Genomic DNA, 26,590 nt, shown 5'->3' with positions numbered 1-26,590 from the left:
CTCAATTCTCCTTGGATCGTGGTGGCAGGATCAGATCGTGATGCACGACCAGTCGAACGGGTGTTCCCGGACGGATCGTGATGGTCGGTTGAATGCGAAGATCGCGCGAAATGAGTTGATCGCCGGCGCGCGATGCGTTTTGCTGCGTCGACTCACGTATTGCCTGGACGAGGTCACTTTCGCCCGTAAATGTCAGATTGGAACCGATACCCAGGAGTGTCGATACGGCAGCGCCCTTGAGCAGCGTCCAGGTGTGGAAATCGACTTTGTCGGCAAGGCCGGCATAGCCTGCGGGATCGGTTGCCGGCACATTATCCATGCGAAGCGACCGTCCATCGGGAAAGATGATGCGTTGCCAGACGATCAATGCGCGCCGCTGACCAAAGGCGACAACACTGTCATAGCTGCCGATGAGGCGCGCGCCTTGTGGGATTAGAAGAATGCGTCCCGTCGGGCTGTCGTAGACGCGCTCGGTGACCTGGGCGATCACAACCCCGGGAAGATCGGATCGCAATCCGGTGATGAGGCTGGCTGGAATGACGCTTCCGGCCGATAATATGTAGGGCGATGCCGCTGGCTCGATCTCATGCGGGTTCACGTCACCCTTGGTGTCGAGTGAGGCCATGAATTCGACCTTGTGCGGCGACGCATTCGGAAAGCGCCCGGCACTCGAGCCTGTGGGAATTTGTGGGGATGGCGTGGACATATCGGACGCCGTCGCCGGCTTGGGTGATTGATCGTGTCCTTCGTTTGCGGATCGAATCATCAAGGCAGACCTTCGCGCGCTATCAATCTCGGCCAAGACCCGCTCGTGCTTGGAATTCCGCGTATCGGCCGGTCCGCTTTGCCCGTTCGCAGGAAGCATATTCTGAGCACGCTGATGATCGAGAATGGGCTGACCGAGGTCTCCCGGAAGCGGCGGCCCGAGTTTGGGCGCGTCAGCGTAGCTGGTCGGCAGGTTGCCGAAGCTTCCGGCGGGAAGCCTGGCGGGCTCGCTGCCATCGCTCGGCGTTGAGATAAGATGCAATGCCTGGGGCTTGAGCGAGTACCAGGCCGCTGCGACGACGCCGACGATGGCGGTGGCTGCGATCAGGATGACGATGCTGCGCCGAAAACGGATCGCGCGGCTAGGCTGTGCTCGCAGAACGAGCGTTTCGGGATTCTCCTTCGTCTGGGCGGATGTCTTCGGCCCCTGAGTTGACTCAGATTGAACATGTGCGGCGGGTTCGGTCATAATCCGCTCCGCGCCACTGGGGCGGTTCGCGCAATTTGAACGGTCTTTTGATGTTTCGTGCCGAGCCGCAGCTCGGCGATATCAAACAGCCGATCGACGATGTAAAACCGCCCTTTGACGCGATAATTGACAAGGCTGATGGTCTTGTCGCCGTCAACGAGAAACAGCGGTGGCGCTTCGCCGACGCCGATCGATGCCGGAAATTCGATGAAGGTCTGCCGTCCATCGTCAAAGGCACGTACTGGACGCCACGCCGGATGATCGCCGCTGATGCGATACCCGAAATGAAGCTGTTCGACATCGAGACCGGTTGCGACTGGCGCCGCCGCTTCGGCGGTCTCGCGAGCGCGCTTGACGGCCAGCAGCGCGTCTTGCGGGTAGCGCCAGGAGAGCGCGGACATCGCCGCGCCATCGCTGCTGGTAAGCGCAAGATGATAGGTCCGCCGATCGGTCGTGATAACCAAATTGGTCGATAATTTCGGGGCGATTGGCTTTACGAGAACATGAACGCGCCGATCAGGTCCCGCGCCGCTGCTTGTGTCGCCGATCACCCATCTGACCGTGTCCCCGCTCGCGACCGCGACAAGCGCCTCGCCCGCCTGCAGGGCGATGTCGGTGACATGCTCGGGGGCGGCATAGAGCCGATACACGGCGTCATCACTATAGGCGTAAACCGCGCCCGCATTGACGAAGTCGCCACTGACCGGTTCGACCGTCGCCGCCGTTGTCGCTATTCGAACCGCGTCGGGCGGACTCGCTTCGGTCTGGTGCCGGCCAAGGGCCTGGATTGGCGCCGCCGATACAGGGACGGCAAGCGTTGGAGCGAGGAGGATCGGCAAAATTGTCGTATAGCGATACGCGGTCATGGCTGGATCTCCGGAGAAGAAGAGGGAAGGACAGTGTCGCCGCCATTCACGGTGGCTGCGGCAGGCGCGGTGACAGCGGGATCGAGCTCGCGACTCCAGTCGATGCTATCGATGTAAATGCCGAGCGGGTTGCGACGCAGTATCTCGGCAGAAGCGGGAGCGTGGTGGACCACGCTCACGATGCCGGTCCAATGCGAGACGCCGACTTGCGTACCCCGCTCAAACGCGGTCTGTGTCCATTTGATCTGGAATGACTGGTCCGATGCGCGCACCACGCTGGTCACCTGAACCGAGATCGTCCGCTCGCCAATCGACGCGAACGGATCGCTGGCACGCGCATAGGAATCGAGATAGCGCGCGCCGCGTTTGGTGACGAACGCATAGGCCGAAAGCCAGTTCTGACGCATGAGCACGGGATCGAGCGAGACCGAGCGTATCTGTTCGATGAACCGCGAAAGGTGCCAGGCGATTTCGGGATCGTCCGGACGATAGTCGCGGTTGGCTGGACTGACCGATCGCGCTTCGCCGAGATGATCGACTTCCACGACATAGGGAACGATGTGGCTTTGAAGCGACTGCCAGACGAGCGCGCTCGACATGCCGGCCGTCAGCAGCAAGCCGCCGAACGCCATGATCCGCCAGTTTCTTGCCTGAAGACGGGCCGAGCCGATCCGCTCATCCCAAATTTGGCCAGCACGTTGATAGGGCGTTGCGGGCTCGGGTGTATGTCCGTAGCGCTGGACACTGCGTTTAAAGCGCATCGTTCAATCCTCCTTTTCCTTGATGTCCGGGGTGGCGCCGCTGCCGCCGCGGTCGCCTTCACGCAGCGTCTGGAGCGCGACATGGCGGTGATGACGGGCGTTCTGCTGGCGGCGAAGGTCGCGTGCCCAGCCGGGCGCGCCGCCAGTCGCGCCACTTGTCGTTGGCTGGCCTGACCCACCAGCGTTGAGGGCTGACCAGGCAGCGGCGCGACCCGACTCGGAGGCTTGCCGGAGTCCGAAGGCTTGGCCGGCACGCTGCCGCGCCGCGCCCCCGGCGGCACGGGCGACGCCACCCATGCCCGAAGCGATGCTCGATGAACCTGAACCTTCCTGACCGAGCGTATAAGCCGTCGAAGCGGCCGAACCCATTGCCGTCCCGGCCCGAACCGCGCCGACCGCCGCACCACCTGCAAGCCGTGCCGCGCCGATGGCGGCACCACCGCCAAGCGCTACCACGCCGGCGGCGCCAATTGTCGAACCGAGGGCCGCGCCAGCGCCAAGTTGCGGCGCTCCCGCGACGAGGCCCGAAGCGATGCCGGGGCCGAAGATGCCGAGACCGAAGAGCGACAAGCTGGCGAGCACGAGGCTCATCGCTTGACCGATATCGGGTTCCTGGCCCTGAAGCGCGCCGGTGAACTCGCTGAAAAAGTTCGAGCCGATGCCGACGATCACGGCGAGCACCATCACCTTGATCCCCGACGAGACGACATTTCCCAGCACACGCTCGGCGAGGAAACTGGTCCGCCCCCAAAGTGCGAATGGCACGAGGATGAAACCGGCGAGACTCGTCAGTTTGAACTCGATGATGGTGACGAACATCTGCACCGAGAGGATGAAGAAGGCGATGATGACGATGATCCAGGCGAACAGCAGCACCGCGATCGTCAGAAAATTGTCGAAAAAGCTGGTGAAGCCCATCAACTTTGCGGCCTGGTCGAGCAACGGCCACGCCGCTGAAAAGCCGGTTGCCGCGAGGCGCCCCGGTTTGAGCAGGTCGTCAGCGGAGAGCGTCCCGCCACCGGCCGTCAGCCCCGCTTGCGCGAACGACCTGAAAATGATGTCGGCCAGCGTCGCGAAACGGTTCAGGATGAAGGCGAAAGCGCCGATATAGAGGATCTTGCGCAGGAACCGGCCGATGACGTCCTGCTCGCCGCCCATCGCCCAGAACAATCCTGCAAGCGTGATGTCGATCGCGATCAGCGTCGTGGTCAGAAAGCCGATGTCCGGACCCAGCAGGCCGAATCCGCTGTCGATGTAGCGGATAAAGGCATTCATGAAGCGGTCGAGGACGTTCAGGTCGTTCACGGATGATGATCCTGGTGGCCGTGGAGAAGAGAAGGTCGCGGGGCGCGCGGGGGAGCGTACGCGCCCCGCGACGGTGACGGACGGAGGGCGAATCCGCCGTCACCTCTCGGACTCAAGCCTATTGGGGCGTGTAGGCCGAGCCGGAGCCGAGAAAGCGTTTCGTGGTCGCGCGGGCGTCGCTTTCGGCTTGCGCGCGTCGCGCCGCCTCGACCGCTTGAGCGCGATATTGTGCCGCCATCATATTCTGGAGCTGAAGCTGTTGCTTGGCGGTGAGCGCAAGCAGCTGATTGGTCGCCTGTTGAACCTGAAGCGCGCCTTCGGCGCCTTGGCTACGCGCGATAAGCGTGCGCAGGGTCGCGGCGTCCGAGGCGACGTTTTCGACGACCTGCGCCTGAACCGTCATCGTCTCGTGATAGGCGTCCATCGCGGTGCCGAGCCGGGTGCGCGCCGCGATCACACGCTCATCGCTCGACAGCGCCTGATCAAAGTCTCTTGGAAAGAGCCGACGAAATTGCCGGTCGAGGCCATCAACCCGAAATCCAACGCCCTTTGCCTCGCCCATCAATTGGTCGATTTGCTGGAGCGTCCGGTTGAGCGTCTCTACCTCGGGAAAATCAACGCGGCGAAGATTCTTCGCCTGATTGAGGAGCATCGACGCTTCATTTTGCAGCGACTGGATCTGGTTGTTGATTTGCTGGAGGGTGCGTGCCGCCGTAAGCAAATTTTGACTGTAGTTGCTCGGATCGAACACGGTAAATTGCGCCGCGGCGGGCGTCGCGGGGAGAGTGAGCGCGACGCCGAACGACACCAAAGTGCCGAGCGTGAGGGCAGACGAAACGAAATATTTGCGGGCGTCGAAGGACATTGTCTTACTCCTGTGCTGATGAGGTGTCGGGAAATTCCGCGAGCAGATCTGCCGCCCAGGACAGACCGGAGGCGGTGAGGAAGCGGGCGGCCAAGCCGTCCTGCCCGCCATTGGCGATGAGCGCGTCGATCTGCGCCTGCGTCGCGGGATCGGCCGCGCCACACAGCGCGAGCGCGATGGGGCCGAGACCGAGTTCGAACAGGCGGTTGCCGCGCGCTGATTGCAGATAATAATGCCGCTTGGGCGTCGATCGGCTGATCAGTTCGACCTGGCGCTCGTTGAGGCCAAAACGTTCATAGGCAGCGCGGCTTTGTGGCTCGATCGCACGATCATTCGGCAGGAAGATGCGCTGCGGACAGCTTTCGATAATGGCCGGTGCGATCGCGCTGTGGGTAATGTCGGCGAGACTCTGCGTCGCGAACAGAACCGAGACGTTTTTCTTTCTGAGCGTCTTGAGCCATTCACGAATTCGCGCGGCGAACAGGGGATCGTCGAGCAGACTCCAGGCTTCGTCGAGCAGCAACAGGGTCGGGCGACCATCGAAGCGCTTTTCGATGCGGTGGAACAGATAGGTGAGGACGGGCGCGACGACGCCTTTGCGCAGCATAAGCGCCTCGGTCTCGAAGCATTGCACATCGGCAAAGGCGAGCCGCTCGTCGTCGGCGTCGAGCAGCCCGCCATAAGCCCCATCGAGCGTATAGGGCGCAAGCGCGGTCCTGAGCGCGTTCGACTGGAGCAACAGACTAAGCCCGGTAAGGGTGCGTTCTTCGCGTGGCGCGCTCGCAAGGTTGCCGAGCGCCGACCAGATCAGCTCCTTGATATCGGGGGTAAGATTGACCTGTTCGTGGGTCACCAGGGCCGCGACCCACTCCGCCGCCCAGCTGCGTTCATCGACGTCATCGATATCGCGCAGCGGCTGGAAGCTGAGCCCTCCGCCATCGCCATGCTCCGGCCGAGGACCAAGGGAATGGTGACTCCCTCCCATCGCTAGCACCGCGGCGCGCGCCGAAAACCCCATGTCGAACACAATGATCCGGGCATTGGCGTAGCGACGGAATTGCAGCGCGATCATCGCGAGCAGTACGGATTTGCCCGCGCCGGTCGGACCGACGACGAGCATATGGCCGACATCGCCGACATGGGTCGAAAGCCGAAACGGCGTCGTGCCGCTGGTTTGGGCGTACAGTAGCGGCGCACCGTCAAGATGATCGTTCTTCACCGGGCCGGCCCAAACGGACGAGAGCGGCATCAGGTGAGCGAGATTGAGCGTATGAATCAGCGGCTGACGGACATTGGCGTAACTTTGGCCAGGCAGGGATGAAAGCCATGCCTCGACCGCGTTCACGCCCTCGCGCATGCTGGTAAAGCCCAGCCCGTTGACGATCCGCTCGACGGCGCGGAGCTTGTCGTCGACCCGGACGCGGTCCGTGTCGGTAACCGTGATAGTGGTGGTCAGATACCCGAACGCGACATGGTCGCCGCCAAGCGATTGGAGCGCCAGGTCGGCGTCAGCCACCTTGTTGTCGGCGTCGCTGTCGAGCAATTGCGCCGGCTGACTGTAGAGCACTTCACGCAGGAGCGCAGTGATCGACTTGCGCTTGTTGAACCACTGACGACGAAGGCGGGTGAGGATCTTGGTCGCATCGGCCTTGTCGAGCGCGATGAAGCGCGTCATCCAACGATAGGAGAAATCGGTGGCATTGAGCGCGTCGAGAAGGCCGGGCCGGCTGGTATTTGGAAAGCCGAGGATCGTCAGGGTGCGCAAATGCGCGGTCCCGAGCATCGGCTCGAGACCCCCGGTCAGCGGAGTATCGGCGAGGATCGCATCGAGGTAAACCGGCGTGTCTGGCGCGCGCACGACGTGCGGGCGCGTCGATATGGTCGCATGGAGATAGGTCAGGGTCTCGGTGTCATCCAGCGGATGAACATCGGGCATGAAGCCCGCGAGCAAATCGAGCGCACGATCGGTTTTCGCTGCAAAGCTTGCAAGGCTGGCGTGCCAGTCGCGGCCCTCTTGCCGACTATCGCGCTCCACCAGCGCGCGTCCGGCGGCATCGCTGCTGTCGGCGGGCGGCATCCAGACCAGGGTTCCAAAATACCGGCTCTCGAAGTGCCGACCCTCGGCTTCGAAGGCGGCGCGACGTTCGGCATCGACGAGCCAGGAGACAGGATCGGGGAAGCGGCTGACCGGATAATCTAGTGCTTCACGGCGGACTGCTTCGAAGAACAGCGCCCAGCCCGTCCCGAACCGCTTGAGCACGTTATTGGCGCGCGCGGATGCGGACACCAGTTCAGCCTCGGTCGCGCTTTCGAGATCGGGACCGCGAAACGTAAAGCTTCGCTGAAAGCTGCCGTCCTTGTTGAGGACGACGCCCGGCGCGACCAACGCTGCCCATGGCAAGTGGTCGGACAGCCGGTCAGCGCGCTGGCGATATTCATGGAGCGCTAACATGCCAGATAGCCCTTCTGGCGCAGATGGCGGATCAGCACGGGCGCGAAGTCGGGATCGTGGCGCGCAGCGAACACCGCAAGGCTGTGCCCGACGGCCCATAGTGCGAGGCCGGCGATCCATTGCTGGAGGCCAAGACCGACAGCGGCGGCAAGCGTTCCGTTGACGATCGCAAGCCCGCGCGGCGCACCGCCGAGCAGGATCGGCGAGCCGAGACTGCCATGGATGGGCACTTCGAAACCCTCGATATGGTGGGACGAAATCGAGGTCATGCGACCAGCGCCCCGCCGCCAAAGCTGAAGAAGGAAAGAAAGAAGCTCGACGCGGCAAAGGCGATCGACAGGCCGAAGATGATTTGGATGAGACGGCGAAATCCACCCGCCGTCTCGCCGAACGCAAGCGTCAATCCGGTGACGATGATGATGATCACCGCGACAATCTTCGCGACCGGCCCCTGCACCGATTCCAGCACCTGCTGAAGCGGCTGTTCCCAAGGCATGCCCGAACCGCTCGCCCAGGCGGTGGTCGAGGTCGTGGCTGAGAGAAACGCGGCGGCGATAAAGCAAGCCGCGCGGCGACGAAGGCGCATCGGGTACATGGTCAGTCTCCTTGACTGTCGGGGGGTGTGAGGGGGGTGATGTCGAGCACGGCGTAGCCGCCGTCCGGATCGAGACCGGCGACGCGCGCGAGCGTCTCGACCCGGCGCGCGGTTCCCCGGCCGGAAATGAACACGATCAGATCGATCGCATCAGCGATCAGTCGCTGGGGCACGGTGACCACGGCTTCCTGGACGAGCTGCTCGAGCCGGAAAAGCGCTGCACCGGCGCCGTTCGCATGAACCGTCGCGATGCCGCCGGGATGGCCGGTATTCCAAGCCTTGAGCATATCGAGCGCTTCGGGGCCCCGCACTTCGCCGACGATGATGCGGTCGGGCCGCAGCCTCAGTGTCGAGCGGACAAGATCGGCCATCGACACCGCACCAGCGCGAGTCCTGAGCGCGACGGTATCGGCCGCGGGCGATTGGAGCTCGCGCGTATCCTCGATCAGGATCACGCGCTCGTCGAGATGGGCCATTTCGGCAAGCAGCGCATTGGCGAGCGTGGTCTTACCCGAACTGGTGCCGCCCGCGACAAGGATATTACGCCGATCGACGACAGCCAGGCTCAGCAACCGCGCGACTTCGGCCGACATGATCCCATCGGTCACATAGTCCATCAGCGTATAGAGCCGGGTCGCGGGCTTACGGATCGAAAAGCAGGGCGCGAGACTGACCGGCGGCAACACGCCTTCGAACCGCTCGCCGGCGCCGTCACCGAACGGCGGAAGTTCCGCCGATACGATCGGTGCCGTAGCATTCACCTCGGTACGAGCATGGCTGGCGACCAATCGGACGATTCGTTCGATTTGAGCGGGATCGTAGCGCACGCCGGTACCGATGCGGCCTTCGCCAAGCCGATCGAGGCGCAGCTCTCCATCGGGGTTGACCATGACTTCGAGGACAAGCGGATCGGTGAGGGCGGCGGTGATTGTCGGCCCCATCGCGGTGCGCAGCATGGTTCGGCGGCGGCCATCGCTACCGGCATCGAAGGTGTCGCCGCTCACGAGATTTTTCCGGTATCGGATGTTTCACCGAGCGTACGATGCTCCGAGGCGATTTGGCGCGCCACCTGGGACACGAACTTGTCGAACCGTGCCTGGCCGACCGCGATCGCGGCGGCGTCCCCTTCGGGAAGCGGCGCGGTCACCATCAGCTGGTAGCGGATGAACAGCGACAGGCTTTCGAGCAGCACTTCGATGTCGCGGCGGGTATGGCCGATCTCGCGACCGAGTCGGTCGAGCCGGCGCTTCAGAAGATCGTCAATCTCCTTTGCGCCGCGCCGTTCAAGCCAATCACGAATCGCGTCATTGACGAGCCGTGACTTGTTGCCGGCCTCGCCCGCGGCGAGCGCCTGGAGCGCCTCGGCGAGTTCTCGATCGATATAGAGGTTCTGGCGTATTTTCATCGCTCAGATCCCCGGCACCAGATCGTGGTCGCTTGACTGATTGAGCCCGTAACCCCGCGCGACCGCGCTCAGGCTGCGCGCCTGATCCATGGCGCGATTGTCCTGCGCGGGATCGTCGTCCTCAGCGGCCACAAGGGTCGGCTCTTGCGGTTCTGTCGCGCGAGGCGCGTGTTCGGGCAGCCCAGGCTGACGCTGCTGCTCGCGTCCGCCATCTCGAGTGCAGGCCTCGTCTTCGGCATCCGGTCGATCGCGATCGTCGAGGCGGACTGCGTCTGCCCAAACATTCGGGCGGTCAGCCGGACGGTCACCATAGCGGCCCTTGGCCAGGACGGGTGGTGCGGTGACGCGCGCGGCAAAATTGCCGTCGGCGAAATAGCGCAGCTTGGTCGCCCGAATCGGCGCGAGACCGGCGACGAGCACAAGCTGCTCGTCGGACGGGAGCTGCATGATTTCGCCGGGGGTCAGAAGCTGGCGCGCGGTTTCCTGGCGGCTGACCATGACATGCGCGAGCCACGGCGCGAGGCGGTGACCAGCATAATTACGCATCGCGCGCTGCTCGGTCGCCGTGCCGAGCGCATCCGAAATGCGTTTTGCCGTGCGCTCGTCATTGGTCGCAAACGCCACCCGGACATGACAATTGTCGAGGATCGAATTGTGCTCGCCGTAAGCCTTCTCTATCTGGTTAAGGCTCTGCGCGATCAGGAACGCGCGGATGCCGTAACCGGCCATGAAGGCGAGACTGGTCTCGAAGAAGTCGAGCCGACCGAGTGCTGGAAACTCATCCAACATCATCAGTAGCTTGTGTCGATGTTCGGCGACGGTCGGTTGATCGAGGCGTTCGGTTAGCCGCCTGCCGATCTGATTGAGCACCAGGCGCACCAGCGGCTTGGTGCGGCTGATGTCCGAGGGCGGGATGACGAGGTAGAGCGAAAGCGGCTGCTTGCCCTCGACGAGATCGGCGATCCGCCAATCGCAACGCGAGGTCACCGCGGCCACGGTCGGATCGCGGTACAGGCCGAGAAACGACATGGCGGTCGAGAGCACGCCCGAACGTTCATTTTCGCTCTTGTTGAGAAGTTCGCGCGCGGCCGAGGCGACGACCGGATGCGGGCAGGGGGTCTTTTCGGTGCCGAGATGATTGGTTGCCATCATCTGTCGAAGCGTCGCGACGAAGCTACGTTTGGGGTCGGATAGAAAGGTTGCGACGCGGGCGAGCGTCTTTTCTTCCTCGGCATAGAGAATGTGGAGGATGGCGCCGACGAGCAGCGCGTGGCTGGTCTTCTCCCAATGACTGCGGCGTTCGAGCGCGCCTTCGGGGTCGACGAGGATGTCGGCGATGTTCTGGACGTCGCGCACTTCTTGGGCGCCGCGACGCACTTCGAGCAGCGGATTATAATGCGCCGAGCGGCGATCGGTCGGGTTGAACAACAGGCAATGCGAAAAGCGCGACCGCCAACCCGCCGTCAGCTGCCAGTTTTCGCCCTTGATATCGTGAATGACCGCCGAACCGGTCCAGGACAGCAAGGTGGGCACGACAAGGCCGACGCCCTTGCCCGAACGGGTCGGGGCGAAGGCCATGACATGTTCGGGACCGTCATGACGCAGATAGCGGTCGTCGAGACGGCCAAGCATGACGCCTTGATCGCGTAGCAGGCCCGCCCGTTTGATTTCGCGCGTTGTCGCCCAACGTGCCGAGCCATAAGTGGTGACATTGCGAGACTGGCGTGCGCGCCACAACGACCCGAAAATGGCGGCACCGCAGCCGGTAAAGCCGCTGGCACCCGCGAACATGCCGGCGCGATCGAAAATCCGCGGGGCATAGGCATTGAAATGATACCACCACGGAAATAGCGCCCAGGGACGGTAGATCGGCGTGCCAGCGAAGCGAAACCACGCGCCGCCCAATTCCGGTTGATAGGCGAGCGCCGCTGCGACCCACTGGGTCGAAGCCCAGAGACCGAGGAGGACGATCCCGAAAACGACGAGAATCTGACCGAGAAGAAGTTTGGTGGGCGTCACGTCGAAGCTCCCATACGGAACGACGACGGTCGAACCGGATGGCCTCAGACTCGATCAGAGACGATGGAAACGGAACGGTGCCGAATGGCCTTGAAGAGCTCGCTATGGCTCGTTGCGCTGATTGGAACGGCCACCGTCAGAGGCGTTAGAGGCCCGCGGCGGTTCGAAGTTCGTCTATTCGTTGCTGTGAGACGCCAGCGACTAAATTGCGCAAATCGCGGACCGAGCGCGTCAACATTTCGAGGTCCTCGGTGCCGATGGTGAAATTCGCCGAATAACGCGCTTCGACATAAGCGCGCTTGAGCAGTTCGAACCGGCGCCGCTCGAGACGGGTCGCACGGGGCCAGGCAGCGACGAGCCGGGGTTCGCTATCTTCGGCCAGCGACCGCAGGAACTTGATATTGTGCGACCGGGGGAAATAGAGCGTGCGGACGAGCAGGAAGCAGGCGTACGCGGTTTCAGTCGCTTGATGCAGATTGAAGGCGGCGTTGCGGGTCCATTCTGTGTCTGAGGCACCTTCCTCCATCGAAACTTGGGCTAGCTTCAGCCATCGATTAACCGCTGGCAGTTGTTTCGACAGATATGCTCCGCCCATTTCGTATGCATCTGCAGGCGTAAGTGGTTTGGGTGTCGCGAGCGTGCTGCCGGGCAGCTCGTAAAGCACGATGCCGTCGCGCGCGATATCGATCCAGAAATATTCGCCGCGACTGAGCGCCTGGTTCACTTCGTTGAGGGTATGGACGATGATATTGACCGGACGGTCGATTGCGGAATCGCGCTGGATCAGATCCTCGGCGATATACCAATAGTCCGCGATGTCGGTCAGATCGGGATGGCTGACGATCACGAGCAGATCGAAGTCCGACTGATAGCCCCTGTCCGGATCGTCAACCCAGTCGCTGCGCGCATAGCTGCCGAACAGGATGATCTTGAGAATCTTCCCGTTCTTTTTCCAGGGCTGGGTCGCGCGCGCGATCGCGGTCGCGAACTCGGCCATCAAATGCCGCGTGACGCGTTCCAGCTCGCCTTGCTGTGTCGGCGGCAAATGGTCGAGATTAGTGCGCATCGCGGACATCTTCGCGCGCGACGGCGATTTCTACAAGGAAAGCGGATGAGTCATTCATATCACGAGGTGTCCGCGATGGCGGTCGATCGCTGCTATGACCTTGCTCGATAGTGGCAGATGGTCCCTTTCCGACGCCCACGCCGCGTCGAACCGTTCGACCGTGTCTTTTGCGGCCCGGATGACGGGGCGAGTGGCGAGACGCGCCTTGTCGGCCATCGCGCCGAGTTCGTCATAGGTGTAGGATCCCCACGCCTTGGACCGGCGAAACTTGAGCGCCGCTTCCTCGTCGCCCAGATAGGGAACGGTCGATAAGAGGTCATAAGCCGGCGACAGGATCGGCGCTCGCCGGTCGGGATATACCAGCGACCAATTCTTCAGATGCATGTCGCCATTGCCGATGAGCACGCTAAATGTGAGACGGCGCACGAACTGCTCGATGCTCGCTTCGTCGGTCTCGATCGCCAGCACCGACAGGATATTTCGGTAGCTGGCATTTTCATATTTATCGTCGGGGTAGACGCCAAAGACCTGCGCGAAATCCTCGATATGGACGGGACCGTGCGGGGTCCGGTCGAAGCGCCGGATGGCATAGGCATTGTCGCCGAACTCGCCGATCCCTTCGGGCAGCCCCTCGATTTTTGCGACGGGTACGAGATCGATATCCGGCACCTCGATGCCGACGTGCCGGGCCAGGCTCATCGACGCGAACTCATTCTCGGGAACGTCGGAAAAGCGCGTGGAGGGTAGTTTGACGATCCAGTCACCGCCATTGCCATGCGCCGGAATCGTCAGGCCACCATTCTTGCCGCGATTTTTCAATGCCGAGAATTTGAGCTGCACCCCCGCCAGCGAGAAGCGAAATATGGGCGGCGCGGCGACATGGCTTTCGTTGTCAGCGAATTCGCCTCCGCCGGCTGCTGTGGTCTGCTGGACGGGCACTGCGCGAATGGCGCCGGGAAGATCGGTGCCGAGCTCGGCGAGCAACTGGAATTCGCGGCTTGCCTTCACGCCAGCCCGCTTAGCGAGATAGTCGCGCAACGTACCTTCGGGCAGCAGGTTGGAAAAGAACGGCGCGACGCGCGTCCGATAGGCACGGGTATCGGTGATCAGCGCGCCATATTCGTCTCGAACGGAGAGGCTTAGCGTTTCGCGCGCCTCGTCCGCGACATAGCCTTCGTCGAACGTGAAGATACTGTGATCACCGTCGAGCAGCGTGATCGTTCCGATCCTGCGATCGTAAAGGAAGATGTCGAGGGCACGGGCGTCAGTCATCGTCTTCCTCCAGCCTGTGGGCGGGACGCTGGCGCGGCGACGGGAGAACAGGCGCGTGAACGCGGTGGTTTCGCAACGCGCGCAGACTTGCGGTCGCCTGATCGAGCGCCTTCATGATGTCCGCTCTGCTGTCATTTGAATGCAGCAGCCGCGCGAGCTTACGCGAGGGTTCTACAGCCTCCTGCAATGCCTTCAGTGCCGGGGTATCGAAATGCAGCTGCCGAAGCTCGTCGATCGCCTGTCCATAACGCGACAGTTTGTCGGTCGCAGGAAAGGCGCTTTCGAGGTCCGCCAAGAGCTGCGCTTGTTCATCCAAGATCGTCCTGGCCCGACTGGCACTTGGATCGGCGTTGCGTCCGGTCGCTGCCTGGATCGTCCCCTCAAGCGCGGCGACCGCGGCGCGCGGGACGAGGGTGAGTTCGAGATCAAGCGCACGCGCAAGTTCGGCGAGACTCGAGAATTGAAGGTCCACCGCGCCCTGTTCGATCTTCGAAATGTGACTCTGGGGAAGTCCTACGCGTTCGCCAAGTGCACGCTGGGACAGGCTCTTTTCCCGCCTCGCGTGCCTCAGCCGATGGCCGAATGTAACCAGCAATTCAGTTTTAAGCCGCTCTGACATATGTTTTTATCAATCCATATGCTTGAATATATAACCCGCCCCCTGAGTGGCAAGCCTATATAGCATAATCTTGCTGCATTATATATTATTGCATATGATCGATAATCATCCTGAATGGTCACCGCAATCGCGGCTTAAGCGCTAGAGGTTTGTTTCGATTGGATATCTATATTCCTGTGTCTGACTGGACATCGGGAACGATCGGAAACCAATTAATCCTTCGTGACACGCGTTTTGCGGTCAGCGGACCTTCGGGCACTTTTCTTGGTGCATCGATCGACCCTCTGCATAGGTCATCGATAATTTTATCCGTCTTTGAGCAACGCATCCATCACAGGGCAGTGCGGCACATCGCCGCCTTCGCACTGGGCTGATATATCGGCGAGCGTGTGTTCGAGGCGTGCCAGATCCTTTATTCTCGTCCGGATATCCGTGAGATGGCCCCTGGTGAGCGTGAGCACCTCTCCGCAGGTATATTCGTGTGAGTCCGCGAGGCTGAGCAGACTGCGAAGCTCTTCCACCGAGAAGCCAAGTTCGCGGGCGCGCAGGATAAATCCCAACCGCGTTTGATCTGCTGGGGAATAGATCCGGTGTCCGCTTCGGGTCCGTTCGGGCGCCGGGAGCAGCGCGATATTCTCATAATATCGGATCGTCTCAATGTTGCATCCGAAACGCCTGGCCAGCGCGCCGCGTTTTAACGGACGGTCGGTCGCCGCGAATGCCATCGAAAATCACCTCTTGAACCTGTATCTACTACAGGGACTACATAAGTTCGGTCGGACAGGAATCGAGAGTTAAGGGCGAATGGCGGCCACGCGACCGGAAAGCGAAGGATCGACGTCCACGCGTCAGGGCGGCAGGCGCGGCGGGTGGTTGGCCACGGGCGGGATCGTCGGCGCCGTGCTGGCGTCGTCGTGCTGCATCGTCCCGCTCCTTCTCGTCATGCTGGGGATTTCGGGTGCATGGATCGCCAATCTTACCGCGCTCGAACCTTACAAGCCCTATTTCCTCGCAATGACGCTGGCATTTCTCGCCGGCGGCTTCTGGCACGTCTATTTTCGTCCGAAGCCCCACTGCGACGAAGACAGCTATTGCGCCCGTCCCCGATCCGACTTGCTGACCAAGGCAGTGCTGTGGGTAGCGACGCTCATCGTCGCGCTCACCATGACCCTGCAATGGTGGGCACCTCTGTTCTATTAGGAGACCTAAAATGAAGCACCGCCTGTCGATCGTCCTTTCAGGACTTGCCGCCGTTGCCGGCGGCACTGCCATCGGCGTCGCGCCCGGCCGCGCGGCGATCGCCGCACCGGCAAGCGAGCGGACCCGGACATTTGCGATCGGCCACATGACGTGCCCGACATGCCCGATCACCGTGAAGACCGCGATGGGCCGTGTCGCAGGCGTCAGGTCGGTCAAGATCGACTTCGGCGCGAAGACTGCCACAGTCACCTATGATGCGAAGGTCGCGACACCGGCGAAGATCGCCGCCGCATCGACCAATGCCGGCTACCCGGCGAAGGTTCGCGAGCACTGAACCGGTCAGCTCCAGATTCGCAAATGCAGAGTATGGTTATGGAATTGCAATCAACCTTGACGTGTCCGGTGTGCGGGCGATCCGAAATCGAGACGATGCCGACCAATGCGTGTCAGTTTTTCTACGACTGCAAAGGTTGTGGCGCGGTGCTACGCCCCAATGCGGGCGATTGTTGTGTTTTCTGTTCGTTCGGCAGCGTACCCTGCCCCCCGATCCAGGAAGCGCGCGCCACCGGAACGACGGCCTGTTGTCAGGGGAATACGGTATCCTGACGCAATCGTTCGACCTGGTCGTGCTCGGCGTCGGGATGGCGGCGGTGAGTGCGGCGAATAAATGCGCGGCGGCCGGCTGGTCGGTCGCCGTCGTCGACGAACTCCCTTATGGCGGAACCTGCGCGCTGCGGGGTTGCGATCCCAAGAAGCTGCTTCGCCGGGGTGCGGAGATCATCAACGATGCGCGGCTGATGCGCGGCAAGGGGGTCAAGGACGACGACCTGCGGATCGACTGGGGCGAACTGGTCGCGTTCAAGCGCAGCTTCACCGACAAGATGCCCGGCCGGATCGAGAGCGGTTTCGATGAAAAGGGCATTGTGACGTTGCACGGTCACGCGCGGTTCCTGAATGAAAACACAGTGGAAATCGGGGGCGGGACACGGATCCAGGGCCGCCATATCCTGATCGCAACCGGTGCCGTAGCACGACCGCTGTCGATGCCGGGGTCCGAACACGCAATCGACAATGCCGGGTTCATGGACCTCGATGAGCTTCCCAAGCGCATCCTGTTCATCGGCGGCGGCTATATCTCGTTCGAATTTGCTCATATCGCGGTTCGGGCGGGGAGCAGCGTCTGCATCGCCGATCACGGCCCGCGACCACTGCGCGCCTTCGACCCCGATCTCGTCGATCGACTGGTGGCGCATAGCCGCGATCTGGGTATCGACATCCGGCTGAACGTGGCGGTGCAATCAATCGAACGCGTGTCAGACGGCTTTCTGATCCGCACGAAGTCGGGCGACGAATGCGCCGAATTCACCGTCGACCTCGTCGTTCATGGTGCAGGAAGGGTTCCTGCCGTCGATCAACTGAATCTCTCTGCGGCGAATATTGAACGCACCGATGCCGGCATTCGCGTGAACGCGCACCTCCAGAGCGTATCCAATCCCGCTGTCTATGCCGCCGGCGACGCCGCCGGTACGGCGGGACCCGCGTTGACGCCGGTCGCGGTGGCCGAAGGCAAGGTCGCCGCGTCCAACATGCTCAAGGGCAATCATGCCAAGGCGGATTATAGCGGTGTGCCAAGCGTCGTGTTCACGATTCCCGAGCTCGCACGGGTCGGGATGCTCGAAAGCGAGGCCCGGGAGGCCGGATACGATGTGCGCATGGCGGTCAACGACACGAGCGACTGGTTTTCCAATTTTCGGGTAGGCGAATCCTGCGCCGCCACGCGCATCGTTATCGACGCCAAAACCGATCGAATTCTGGGCGCCCATCTGCTGGGACCGGGATATGCGGAATTGATCAATTATCTAGGTCTGGCGATCCGGACGGGACTAAAGGTCGGTGATTTGAACAAGATGATCGCCGCCTATCCGACGATATCGTCGGATCTGGGATCAATTTTGTAGCCGTCATAGATCATCCGAACACATGGTACCGCCTCCCTATCACGCGGAAGCTATCGTGATCAGGTGGCCCGATCCTGGAGTCGCTTTCGCATGATCGCAAAGTGAAGCGGACGATCGAGCGCAACCGGATAGGGCTTCGTTCGGCCGGTGAAGCCAAAGCCGCGTCGTTGATAGAATGATATCAATCGCGGTTGTTGAACGATGACCGCGATCTCCATCCACTGAGCACGAAATCGCTCGATCGCGACCCTCTCGGCCGCTGTGATCAGACGTTTGCCGAGTCCCGCCGTTTGACGATCTGGTTCGACCGTCAACAGACTTAGTTCGCATACGGTTTCAGGCTCATAGGCAATCCGCACGCAGCCAATGGGCGCATCATCGGCAAAGGCACCGAGCAAGCACTGCCGCGGGTCAGCGAGAATAGCCAGGAGCGCAGCGCGAGAAATTCGCTCTCCCTCGGCTAGAGCGACTTCATACGACCAACTCGCCCGGGAGGTCTCGCCTCGAAAGGCACGTTCAATCAGCGGATGCAAGCTATCGAGGTCGATGTGCCGCACCGCGCGAATGCGACTGTCGCCAAATATCGTCATGCTGTTATCCCATAAGCGAACCCAACCATGCGATAATCGGACCCAAAATCTAGCGGAGATTCCCAACTGCCTGCGGGTCGCGTGAATTGCGGTAAACGCGATGGCTTCGCGATCGAACAGGTTGGTGACGCATTGTGCCAGCCTTCTCGGCGCGGACAAGCTTGCCAGCTGGTCACCGCGCCGGCCCGCTCCGCCCGCGACCGATCGTCCAGTTGATCCCGTCGCCGCGCATCAGTCCGGACACGCTTTTCCCGACATGGCGATCGAGCACCGGCCGCCACGGCACGAGGGTAAAATCATGCGCGCGTTCGATGAGCGCGAACCGCCCGCTGACCAGATCGACGCGGCGGCGATAAAGCCCCTCGATGCGTTCGCCCGATGCCGCTTCCTCAAACGGTCGTTTCAATTCCGATGAAAGGCGCTTCGCGACGGTGAGCAGTTCGCGTCGCCGCAGCGCCTCGATCAACCCGGTTCTGGCGACGAAATCCGTTCCGTTCCCCGAGCCCAGCCCTTGTTCGACGAGCCATTGCCGGCGGCGATTCTCGGCATCCCGCACGGCATGTCCAAATCCGGTGTCGCGGGCAGGCGGCGACGCGGCGTCCACGAGGCGATGATCGAGCCAGGTCGCCGCCTCGCGGTCGACCAGCCGATCGACCGCCATCGGTGACAGAATCGTGATCGCGACCGGGCGATCGCGCAGCCTTGCCGTCTCGAACTGGTCGACGGTATCGAGATGATCGGCGCCGATACGCCAAGTGCCCGAAGGCTCACGAACGATATCGACGCCCGCTTTGCGCATCGCTTCGAGCCGTCGCACATGGGCTAGGGCGAAGGGTTCGCTGGCACGCTGATCGAAGGCGAGATGCGCTTTGACATCGTAGCGCCCGCCATTCGCGGCGGCGACCGCGGCGATGGTGTGATCGACCTCGCGGGCGCCGCCGGTGAGAGGCTCGATCTGGACGATCGCGCCCGGGCCGATGTCTTCGGCACTTTCCTTTCCGATCGCGACATAATGGCTGCGGCCATCGAGCGCATCGACGATCAGATAATGGCGATCGGCAAATTCGTCGGCGAGGCCGCGCATCAGCACGCTGCCGGTCAGCGCTCGCGCGCCCGGTTGGGCGGGATCGTAGATCGACCGGTCCGCGCTTGCGCGCTCGATCCGCGCGGCGGTGAAGGCGCGCTGCATGGTGCGAATGATATCGTCGCGTTCGCCGATCCGGGTCAGCGTCGCGGCAAGATCGGGGGCGAGCCGCCAGCGTCCCCGTCCCGCCTCTTCGGCGAGACCGAGCTTTTTGAGTTTCGCCAATCGCCCCGCGCGCAGACTCTGCGCGAACGCGCCGCGCGCTCGTGCCTCGACGAGCCGGTCCTCTCTGGCCTCGGCGATCAGCTGGCGGTCGATCGCGGTCAGCCGGTCCTGATCGATTTCGATGGCCAGGGCGCGCGCGATGTCGCGATCGGTACGCGGTCCGAGATCGAGGTCGACCAGCTCGGCGGCGCGCTCGCGAAAGCCGCGCGTCAGATAGTCACGCGCGATGACGAGATCGGCGCCTTTGTCGTCGACTCCGCGCAAAAGAATATGGCTGTGCGGATGACCGGTGTTGAAATGGTCGACCGCGACCCAGTCGAGCCTGGTCCCGAGGTCGGATTCGGCGCGCGCCATCAATCGCCGGACGAGCGGTTTCAGATCGTCATAGTCGGCGCCGTCCTCGGGCGAGACGATGAAGCGGAACTGGTGACGATCGCCATGCCCGCGCGCATGAAAGGATTTGGCGTCGACCGCGTCTGCATCGCGCCCGTACAGGGAGCCGCGATCGCCCTCGCGGGTGGTGCCGTCACGCTCGAGATAGCGCAGATGGGCGGCCGCCGCATTCGCTCCCTTCCCCGCGAGCCGGACGATCCGCGTCTTGACGACGACGCGGCGGCGCGTGAGCGCCGAGCTGCCAGCCCGGCTGCCCAACAATCGCCCGACGCCCGCGCCGCGCCCGGTGCGACTGCCCGAATAGCCGCGCCGGGCCTTGCCGAATCCGGGGCCGCCGCCGCGCGCGAGATTGGTGGCGGCGAGCACGCGTTGGAGATAGCGCCGACCGCGCTTGCCACCACGCGCGCGCTGGCGGCCCAATCGAGGTTCGAAATCGTCATCGCCGGACATCACAGGGCTCGTATAACAAAGGACGGATCGAGCTTGCCGCCGTCCCGACCTGCTGAAAACCGGTGCCGGCAGACCCGGCGCATTTGCGCCGTTTCTGCTCATCGACCGACACTGGTTCCCGTCGACCGGTGTCGGTAAAGGCGCTTGAAAACGATGTGCAGACAAAGGCTTACGCGCTGGCCCGTGCCAGCGCTTTATCTTGCCTTACGCCGCTCCATTCGCCTTTCTGTCCATTCCGGTCCCATCTGGTCCCGCAACGCCCACCCCGCGCGGCCAAAAAATGCCGGGACGCGCCGCCCTTGTGACAGGCAACGCATCCCGGCTTTTCGCACCGGCTTCAGCGCAGACTTGCGAGCGCCCGCGCCGCCTCGCTCTTGCGGCTGAAATCGCGCCGGCCCATCAGTCCGTGCGCGCATCCCTCGCCATCGATAATCAGCACCGCCACGCTCCACGCGCGCCCGAGCCGCGCCAGGATCGCCACCCGGTCGAGATCATCCGAACCCTCTTCGTCCGCGCTCCAATAGCGCCCGAGCCAGCGTTCGCTGATCCGTGCATCCCAGAGAAAATCGCTCTCCTCGGCTTCCAGAAACCGCGCCGCGAGCGCTGCGCCGACGTCCTGCCCGAATTCGCGTTTCAGGCCTGCGCTCAGTACCGACAGAACCGTCTTCCCCGCTGCTATGTGCTGCATCATCGCCATCTCGAATCTCCATCCTGTGATGCCCTTTTGGATAAGGACATACAGTCCCGAGACGGGCGGTGGCGCGGCTGTCAGGGCCGCTGGCGGCGTGCCGCCAGCGCCGCGTCAGCGGCGGCGGAGGAACCGATTTTGTCGCGAGCAAACGAACAACGCGCGCGCGGCAGCGCGCTCCTTATCTCGCGGGAAAATTGGCGGGGCCGCCGGCCTTGCACAGCCGCGCCGCCGGCCGTCATGCTGGGCCTTGCCGAGCCGAGCCCCTCTTATCCCCACCCACGCGCGGTGACGTCTGCAGGAGCGATCATCATCGGTCGGATTGGGCGCGGGTATCGCCGGTCGATAGCGGCATGAAGAGCGATCGGGATGGCGACGGCGGTGCTGACGACGGCAGCGATGATGCCGTGTTCGCCGTGACCGACGCGCCGTGTTGAACGACGAAAAGCGGTGGCGGCGGCGACGGTTTCGCCGCAGCCACGGCAGGCGCCGCCTGCCCATCGCCAGCGTCCCGGCCACCGACGAGCGCGAGATATTCTTGTGTCTCGCGCGGCAATGAACGCCGTCCCTCGCGCCATCCGGCATAGCGGCCGGGGCCGGCATTATAGGCGGCGAACAGGCCTGGATAGCCGAACCGGCGATACATTTTTGCCAAGTAAGCGGTGCCCGCGAGGATATTGTCGCGCGGGTCGAAAGGATCGCTGCCGAGCGCCTGCTCGGCGCGCATCGCCGCCCAGGTCGCGGGCATCAGTTGCATCAGTCCCATCGCACCCTTGCGGCTGGTGATCGGGCGTCCGGCACCCTTGACATGACCGCCGCTTTCGGCGCGCATGACGCGGCTAATCCAGGCCTCGGGCACGCCGAACCGGACCGAGGCCTCGCGGATAAAAGGCCGCCAGCGCGCGACCGGATCGGGTGCTCGCGGTGCGGGGACAGACGCCGATGACGCGGGCTGGGCGCGTTGATCGCGAAGGTGCAGCGCCGCATTGGACCTCGCAATCGCGGCGGTTTGACCGTCGGCAAGGTCCGTCGATGCGATGGCGATGCCGATCCCGATCGGCGCGAGCGCGATCAGCCTCGCGAGGGTCGCGGTGCGGCGCGGGCGCGGCTCAGCCATGATCGTCGCCACGCGCATGCGGCGCCCAGATCAGCCGCGCGGTGCCGAGCACGTCGCGCGTGTCGCTGATGCCAAAATAGCGCCCGTCGAACGAATCGGGCCGGTCGGTCGCGAGCAGCAGAATTTGCCCGCGCGCGAGCGTGCGGCATCCCCGCCACGCGGGGAGCGCGTCGCCGCGTGCGTCGGCGGCAAGCCGCCGCGCTACGGCCGCGCCGTCGACCGTGATGACGCTGTCGAGGGCGCACACCCGCATGCCGGCGACCGCTGCGACATGCTTCACCGCGGGCACATTGGCGGGAAGATAGTGCCGCCGTGCCGCCAGCTTGCGCGCGCGGTCCGGGAACCAGGCGATGACCATGGCGCCGAGCGGCGGGCGTTTGCCCGGCGTCACGAGATAGAGGCCGATCGGCGCGCTGGCGCTCGCATTCCAGACGAGACGCGGGACCGGACGAACAGCGATGGGGATGAGGACGAGACCGGTCGCGACGGCGGCGAGTGCGCAAAGACGCGCGGCGCGGCGGCGCGCGCGGCGAAGCGCCGTTCGCTGTTCCTGCCAGGCGAATAAAGGCAGCGGCCCGCGCCCGGTCACGCGCGGTCGCCTTTGGCATTGGCGCGCGACCAGGCTTCGATATCGTCGATATGATAGCGCCAGGTACGACCGTGGCGGCGGCAGCGCGGGCCGGTCCCGGCTGCGCGCATCGCCTTGAGGGTCGAATAGCCAAGCCCGAGATGAAACGCGGTCTGTTTGGCGGTGAGGAACGGGCAGGTGTTGCGCGCGGCCTGGGCGCGCCGGGCGGTGTCATCCATGAGCGACGGATCCCGATTAAGCGGCGCCGATGCGCGCCGCGTCGGTCCCGTCATCGCCCGATCGATCCCGACCGGGCAGGGTCGCAATCGCGTGCATGCGATTCCGACCCCCCTTGTCGGCGCGGTCGACGCGAAACGCCCGCGCCCTTTTCGAGAAGGACGCGGGCGTCGCCGGATTGGTCAGTCGGCGGGGTTCCAGATGATCGCGAACGCGTCGTCGTCATCCTGACCGGCGGCGCGGCCGAGATTGGCGTAGAGCCGGCGCGGCCCAAATTCGGGGGCGGCGAGCGACAGCGACACATAGTCCTTGCCGGACATTTCGCCGCGCCGGACCCATCCCGCGCCGACCTCGACGCCGTTCGCCGAGACCCGGTAATCGGGCTGGGTGTCGGACGCCTTGCGGGTATTGGGCACGATCTCGATTTCGGTGCGGATCGACAGCGTCTTCAACTGGCCCTTGAAGCCGTTTCCCTCGCGGGTGACATAACCGATGGCTGGCATTGTTCGTCTCCTTATATGTCGCCCGAACCCTTTTCCGGACGATAGCGCGACCGTCGGACCGGCCAGGCCGGACGCGCGAACCGTCAGGCCGAAGCGTCAGCGGAGGACCGGAGCGCCAAAGGCTTATTTGAACGCGAAGCGGGCGCGAGGAGCCCGTGGACACGGGCGGGGAAATAAGCCTTGGCGGCGATGGTTTCGCGCGCGCCGGCGGCGGGTCCAGGTCTTGCGCTGAACGAACCGGCAAGGGGCGGCGACGCCCTCCGGGGCGACACATGCCAGCACGTTTCGGGGCAGGCGAGTAGGTTTCCGGCGAACAGGGACGGGGGCCGATCGCCGTGCACCGAGATGATCGATGACCGCCCCCGCCAGCCGTCAATCATGCCCCTTCATTTCGGTGCCGGCGCGGCGTCGGACCAGGCGTCGTCGCGACGGCACGGCGGAGACGGTATCGCCGCGGGTGGTCGCGCCGCTGCCGACTGAAGCCCTTACTGGCGCCGGATCACCAATTTGGTCGCGCCGCACAGGCTGCACGCCGCCTTGCGCCGCTCGAACCCGTTCGATCCGGCAAGTTCGCGAGTCTTGTGATTGGCGTGCTGGCGCACCGAAAAGCCGAGTCTGTCGGCGATACAATCATCGCAGACCGGCTCGGGCGACAGCCGCGAGACGAAGCGCTCGACCTCCTCCAATAGCGTCATTGCGTTGCGTCTTCCCCTTGATCGGTCGGCTCTGCCGCACGGAGATCGCGTCGGCAATCACCAAGACGACACCATGCGCCGCCGCGCGATCGGCGATGACGCGGCACGTCCCTTTTTGTCGGCCGATCATGGTGAAGATCGCCATGTGCGCGGGATCGATGGCGCAAGATGCGCGCGCGATCCACCATGATGGACGCCGCGACCCGCCGCACGAATCACGCAGAGGGGCCACCGAGATTCGCCCCGCATTCACGCGCTGGCATCGCCGATGCGAAGCGGCGGGACGGCAAAATCCGCGGCATCGAAATATGCGAGCACGGCATCAAAACGCCCGCATTGTTCGACCGTTTGACGGTCGATCACCGCGCGTTCCTGTTCGTCGGCGGTCGTGTGCGGCAAGTGTACCGCCGATGGTGGTCGCTACCGAAACCCGGTCCGCCATGATATTTCTCCTTGCTTGCCGCGCGTCCGAGCGCCGTCAGGCGCGAGGTCGCGCGGCCCGATTTTTCTGGGTCCGAAAGGACAGGGAGCGGCGATCCGCCGCTCCCTACCGGCGTCACGCCGCCAGCGGCACCGGCTCGCATCCCGTCTCGCCGTCCGTTTCGGGCGGCGCGGCGACGGCACCCGGCGCGGTCGGATCGGGGTCGCTCGGCTGCTCGATCGCGCGCGCGGCCTCGGCGCGGGCATTCGCCGCGACCGTTCCCACCCCGCCCCGGTCGGTATAGGCCGAAGGCGGGAAGGCCATCCATTTCGGCACCCAGCCTTCGACCTTGGTCCGGCCGTTCGCGCCGTCCAGATGATCGCGGACAATCGCCTTCATCACCTTGGTCTTTTCGCCCTTATTGGCCTCGGCGACCGCGTCGCCCGCTACCTCGGCGACGATATGACCAAGCATCTCCTTGTCGCGAATCAACTCGAAAAAGGCGTCATCGGCTTGCCAATAGTCCGCCATATCGACGCCGATCCGCATCCCGACCGCCTCGACGGCGGCGCTGCCGCTGGCGAGTGTCTCGCCCATGACGATGGCGATCACGTCCATGAGCGCCGCATCGGGTATTTCGAGGAGCCGCAGGAACAGCCCGACCAGCCCATATTCATCGGCATTGCCGCCGGTGACGGTCGGCGTGTCGGCATCGAAGTCGAGAAGCCCGAGCACCGCGCGGCGGTGTTCGTCGAACGCGGCTTCGGCCCGGCTGTTGTCGAGGCTGTCGCGCACGGCCTCCTTGCGCGTGGTCTGCGGTTCGGGACTGATCCGCCACAAAGGCGAGCCGGTGATGGCATGGGCGACCATCAAGCGTAGCGCGATGCCGGGATGACCGGTGAGCGCGGCGCGAACGGCGGCGTGGCGGTGCAGATCGATATAGGTCTGACATGTCGAGGTGATTTCGGGGCGTTTGGGCTTGTCGGCGGTCGGCGTCTCGCCGCGCGCGATCCGCGCGGCTTCCTTGTGGCTGATATAGCCTTCGTGGAACGTCACCTCGCCCGACTGGCGGACATCGATATAGACGCGCCCGCCTTTGCGCTTGGCGGCCTTTTGATATTCCCATGTCGAGAAATACTGATCGGGGCCGACGATCACCGCATCGGCCCAGCCCGCCTCGATATAGGCGGCGCGGCTCTGTTCGATCGCCGCGTCCTGCGCGGTCCAGAAGGCCTCCGCGTCGGTGAAATAACGATCCTCGCCGAACAGGTCGGCGATGGTCGCCAGCCCGCTCGCTTCGACATCGAACAGTGCGAAACCGACCGGGACCGACTGTCCGCCGAACAGCCATGCCTTCAACTGATGGCCGGTGGGCAGATAGGCATTGTCGTCATCGGCGAGCGCGAGCCATGCTTTTTGCTGGCTTTTGGAGGCGAGCGTCAGATGGCGCACGGTGGCGCGGTCGATCTCTTCCTTGGCGTAGAGCGCGCGGATGCGCGGCAAGAGATTGCCGAGCGCGAGGACGCGCTTGATGGTCAGTTCGGGCAGACCGAAGGTCGCGGCGATCTCGCAGATGCTGCGGCCTTCCTTGACCAATCGGGTGAAGGTCGCCCACTGCGTCACCTCGTCGGCGTCGAGGCGCGCGATATTCTCGATCAGCGAGGCCTCGACCGCATCGGCGTCGTCGCCCGAATCGAGGATCGCACAGGGCATCGGTTCGGGGTCGAGCGATTCGGCGCGGCGTTCGTCGGCGACGATATTGGCGGCGGTGAAGCGTCGCGCGCCCGCGACGATTTCATAGCCATCGAGCGCACAGCCTTGGACGGGTTCAGGGCCGGGATTGGGGCGCACGATGACCGGCTGGATGACGCCGCGTTTCCTGACGCTGGGCAGGATATCGGCGACATCGGGCGGGCGTTTGCCGTAACGCATATTGGTCTTGCTGACCGACAGCTTGTCGAGCGGGATAAAATCGAGTTTCATGGAATTACTCCTTGGTGAG

29 protein-coding genes are annotated in these 26,590 nt (G+C 63.6%); 4 read left to right on the top strand and 25 right to left on the bottom strand.

Annotated features, from left to right (window positions below):
* Position 1 precedes the first annotated feature (1 nt).
* From J7S20_RS09645 to J7S20_RS09575, 15 genes are all read right to left on the bottom strand, one after another.
* On the bottom strand, positions 2–1,234 hold the full coding sequence (locus J7S20_RS09645) for a TraB/TrbI/VirB10 family type IV secretion system protein (RefSeq protein ID WP_133494274.1): 1,233 nt from the start codon (positions 1,232–1,234) through the stop codon (positions 2–4).
* On the bottom strand, positions 1,231–2,100 hold the full coding sequence (gene trbG, locus J7S20_RS09640; protein WP_133494273.1) for a P-type conjugative transfer protein TrbG: 870 nt from the start codon (positions 2,098–2,100) through the stop codon (positions 1,231–1,233). Before trbG ends, J7S20_RS09645 begins: the two co-directional genes overlap by 4 nt.
* Positions 2,097–2,861 carry a conjugal transfer protein TrbF gene (gene trbF, locus J7S20_RS09635; protein ID WP_133494272.1) on the bottom strand — a complete coding sequence of 255 codons (765 nt, stop codon included), beginning with the start codon at positions 2,859–2,861 and terminating at the stop codon, positions 2,097–2,099. Before trbF ends, trbG begins: the two co-directional genes overlap by 4 nt.
* Before the next feature lie 3 nt (positions 2,862–2,864).
* Entirely contained in the window at positions 2,865–4,166 is a 1,302-nt protein-coding gene (gene trbL, locus J7S20_RS09630; protein WP_133494271.1) for a P-type conjugative transfer protein TrbL, read from the bottom strand.
* Between the two features lie 118 nt (positions 4,167–4,284).
* Complete coding sequence (gene trbJ, locus J7S20_RS09625; RefSeq protein WP_133494270.1) at positions 4,285–5,031, bottom strand: P-type conjugative transfer protein TrbJ; 747 nt, start codon at positions 5,029–5,031, stop codon at positions 4,285–4,287.
* Between the two features lie 4 nt (positions 5,032–5,035).
* The gene (gene trbE, locus J7S20_RS09620; RefSeq protein WP_284054000.1) at positions 5,036–7,483 is read right to left on the bottom strand and encodes a conjugal transfer protein TrbE; all 2,448 of its coding nucleotides are present in this window, start codon (positions 7,481–7,483) and stop codon (positions 5,036–5,038) included.
* On the bottom strand, positions 7,477–7,752 hold the full coding sequence (locus J7S20_RS09615; RefSeq protein WP_133494268.1) for a VirB3 family type IV secretion system protein: 276 nt from the start codon (positions 7,750–7,752) through the stop codon (positions 7,477–7,479). The genes trbE and J7S20_RS09615 overlap by 7 nt, the downstream gene beginning before the upstream one ends.
* Positions 7,749–8,069, bottom strand: coding sequence for a TrbC/VirB2 family type IV secretion system protein (locus J7S20_RS09610; protein ID WP_373287494.1), 321 nt, complete (start codon positions 8,067–8,069; stop codon positions 7,749–7,751). The genes J7S20_RS09615 and J7S20_RS09610 overlap by 4 nt, the downstream gene beginning before the upstream one ends.
* An 11-nt stretch (positions 8,070–8,080) precedes the next feature.
* The gene (gene trbB, locus J7S20_RS09605) at positions 8,081–9,034 is read right to left on the bottom strand and encodes a P-type conjugative transfer ATPase TrbB (RefSeq protein WP_284054057.1); all 954 of its coding nucleotides are present in this window, start codon (positions 9,032–9,034) and stop codon (positions 8,081–8,083) included.
* A gap of 44 nt (positions 9,035–9,078) precedes the next feature.
* Positions 9,079–9,483 (bottom strand): ribbon-helix-helix protein, CopG family, encoded by a 405-nt coding sequence (locus J7S20_RS09600; protein WP_133494266.1) that lies wholly within the window; start codon positions 9,481–9,483, stop codon positions 9,079–9,081.
* Between the two features lie 3 nt (positions 9,484–9,486).
* On the bottom strand, positions 9,487–11,502 hold the full coding sequence (locus tag J7S20_RS09595) for a conjugal transfer protein TraG (RefSeq protein ID WP_284053999.1): 2,016 nt from the start codon (positions 11,500–11,502) through the stop codon (positions 9,487–9,489).
* 145 nt (positions 11,503–11,647) lie between these two features.
* A complete protein-coding gene (locus tag J7S20_RS09590; protein ID WP_284053998.1) occupies positions 11,648–12,577 on the bottom strand; it encodes a HEPN domain-containing protein in 930 nt (309 codons plus the stop codon).
* A 45-nt stretch (positions 12,578–12,622) separates the two neighbouring features.
* On the bottom strand, positions 12,623–13,840 hold the full coding sequence (locus J7S20_RS09585) for a type II toxin-antitoxin system HipA family toxin (RefSeq protein ID WP_133494263.1): 1,218 nt from the start codon (positions 13,838–13,840) through the stop codon (positions 12,623–12,625).
* Positions 13,833–14,459, bottom strand: a complete 627-nt coding sequence (locus J7S20_RS09580) for a helix-turn-helix domain-containing protein (RefSeq protein WP_284053997.1) — start codon at positions 14,457–14,459, stop codon at positions 13,833–13,835. The genes J7S20_RS09585 and J7S20_RS09580 overlap by 8 nt, the downstream gene beginning before the upstream one ends.
* Positions 14,460–14,764: 305 nt before the next feature.
* Positions 14,765–15,184, bottom strand: a complete 420-nt coding sequence (locus J7S20_RS09575) for a MerR family transcriptional regulator (RefSeq protein WP_133494261.1) — start codon at positions 15,182–15,184, stop codon at positions 14,765–14,767.
* Between the two features lie 79 nt (positions 15,185–15,263).
* On the opposite strand from J7S20_RS09575, the gene J7S20_RS09570 reads away from it, so the two are divergent.
* The 4 genes from J7S20_RS09570 to J7S20_RS09555 are packed head-to-tail and all read left to right on the top strand — an operon-like array spanning position 15,264 to position 17,617.
* Positions 15,264–15,659: a mercuric transporter MerT family protein gene (locus J7S20_RS09570; RefSeq protein WP_133494260.1), complete on the top strand. Its 396-nt coding sequence runs from the start codon at positions 15,264–15,266 to the stop codon at positions 15,657–15,659.
* A 10-nt stretch (positions 15,660–15,669) separates the two neighbouring features.
* Positions 15,670–15,993 (top strand): heavy-metal-associated domain-containing protein, encoded by a 324-nt coding sequence (locus tag J7S20_RS09565; protein ID WP_133494259.1) that lies wholly within the window; start codon positions 15,670–15,672, stop codon positions 15,991–15,993.
* A gap of 23 nt (positions 15,994–16,016) precedes the next feature.
* Positions 16,017–16,265 carry a GDCCVxC domain-containing (seleno)protein gene (locus J7S20_RS09560; RefSeq protein ID WP_280524581.1) on the top strand — a complete coding sequence of 83 codons (249 nt, stop codon included), beginning with the start codon at positions 16,017–16,019 and terminating at the stop codon, positions 16,263–16,265.
* On the top strand, positions 16,241–17,617 hold the full coding sequence (locus J7S20_RS09555; RefSeq protein WP_229668118.1) for a dihydrolipoyl dehydrogenase family protein: 1,377 nt from the start codon (positions 16,241–16,243) through the stop codon (positions 17,615–17,617). The genes J7S20_RS09560 and J7S20_RS09555 overlap by 25 nt, the downstream gene beginning before the upstream one ends.
* A gap of 59 nt (positions 17,618–17,676) precedes the next feature.
* Here J7S20_RS09555 and J7S20_RS09550 read toward each other — a convergent pair whose 3' ends face one another.
* From J7S20_RS09550 to J7S20_RS09505, 10 genes are all read right to left on the bottom strand, one after another.
* On the bottom strand, positions 17,677–18,207 hold the full coding sequence (locus J7S20_RS09550) for a GNAT family N-acetyltransferase (protein WP_133494258.1): 531 nt from the start codon (positions 18,205–18,207) through the stop codon (positions 17,677–17,679).
* A gap of 172 nt (positions 18,208–18,379) precedes the next feature.
* Positions 18,380–20,359 carry a relaxase/mobilization nuclease RlxS gene (gene rlxS / locus J7S20_RS09545; protein WP_284053996.1) on the bottom strand — a complete coding sequence of 660 codons (1,980 nt, stop codon included), beginning with the start codon at positions 20,357–20,359 and terminating at the stop codon, positions 18,380–18,382.
* A 337-nt stretch (positions 20,360–20,696) separates the two neighbouring features.
* On the bottom strand, positions 20,697–21,056 hold the full coding sequence (locus J7S20_RS09540; RefSeq protein ID WP_284053995.1) for a hypothetical protein: 360 nt from the start codon (positions 21,054–21,056) through the stop codon (positions 20,697–20,699).
* Positions 21,057–21,357: 301 nt separating this feature from the next.
* Positions 21,358–22,164 (bottom strand): lytic transglycosylase domain-containing protein, encoded by an 807-nt coding sequence (locus J7S20_RS09535; RefSeq protein ID WP_347709228.1) that lies wholly within the window; start codon positions 22,162–22,164, stop codon positions 21,358–21,360.
* Positions 22,157–22,753 (bottom strand): S26 family signal peptidase, encoded by a 597-nt coding sequence (locus J7S20_RS09530; RefSeq protein WP_284053994.1) that lies wholly within the window; start codon positions 22,751–22,753, stop codon positions 22,157–22,159. The genes J7S20_RS09535 and J7S20_RS09530 overlap by 8 nt, the downstream gene beginning before the upstream one ends.
* On the bottom strand, positions 22,750–22,971 hold the full coding sequence (locus J7S20_RS09525) for a helix-turn-helix transcriptional regulator (protein ID WP_284053993.1): 222 nt from the start codon (positions 22,969–22,971) through the stop codon (positions 22,750–22,752). Before J7S20_RS09525 ends, J7S20_RS09530 begins: the two co-directional genes overlap by 4 nt.
* Before the next feature lie 180 nt (positions 22,972–23,151).
* The gene (locus J7S20_RS09520; protein WP_284053992.1) at positions 23,152–23,472 is read right to left on the bottom strand and encodes a DUF736 domain-containing protein; all 321 of its coding nucleotides are present in this window, start codon (positions 23,470–23,472) and stop codon (positions 23,152–23,154) included.
* Positions 23,473–23,957: 485 nt separating this feature from the next.
* Positions 23,958–24,167 carry a hypothetical protein gene (locus tag J7S20_RS09515; protein WP_284053991.1) on the bottom strand — a complete coding sequence of 70 codons (210 nt, stop codon included), beginning with the start codon at positions 24,165–24,167 and terminating at the stop codon, positions 23,958–23,960.
* Positions 24,168–24,416: 249 nt separating this feature from the next.
* The gene (locus J7S20_RS09510) at positions 24,417–24,566 is read right to left on the bottom strand and encodes a hypothetical protein (protein ID WP_284053990.1); all 150 of its coding nucleotides are present in this window, start codon (positions 24,564–24,566) and stop codon (positions 24,417–24,419) included.
* 157 nt (positions 24,567–24,723) lie between these two features.
* A complete protein-coding gene (locus tag J7S20_RS09505) occupies positions 24,724–26,571 on the bottom strand; it encodes a ParB/RepB/Spo0J family partition protein (protein ID WP_284053989.1) in 1,848 nt (615 codons plus the stop codon).
* Between the last annotated feature and the right edge of the window lie 19 nt (positions 26,572–26,590).

Origin of the sequence: Stakelama marina (genome assembly GCF_018122655.1) — a bacterium.
GTDB lineage: Bacteria > Pseudomonadota > Alphaproteobacteria > Sphingomonadales > Sphingomonadaceae > Sphingomonas > Sphingomonas marina.
This window is presented reverse-complemented; position numbering and strand designations above follow the sequence as displayed.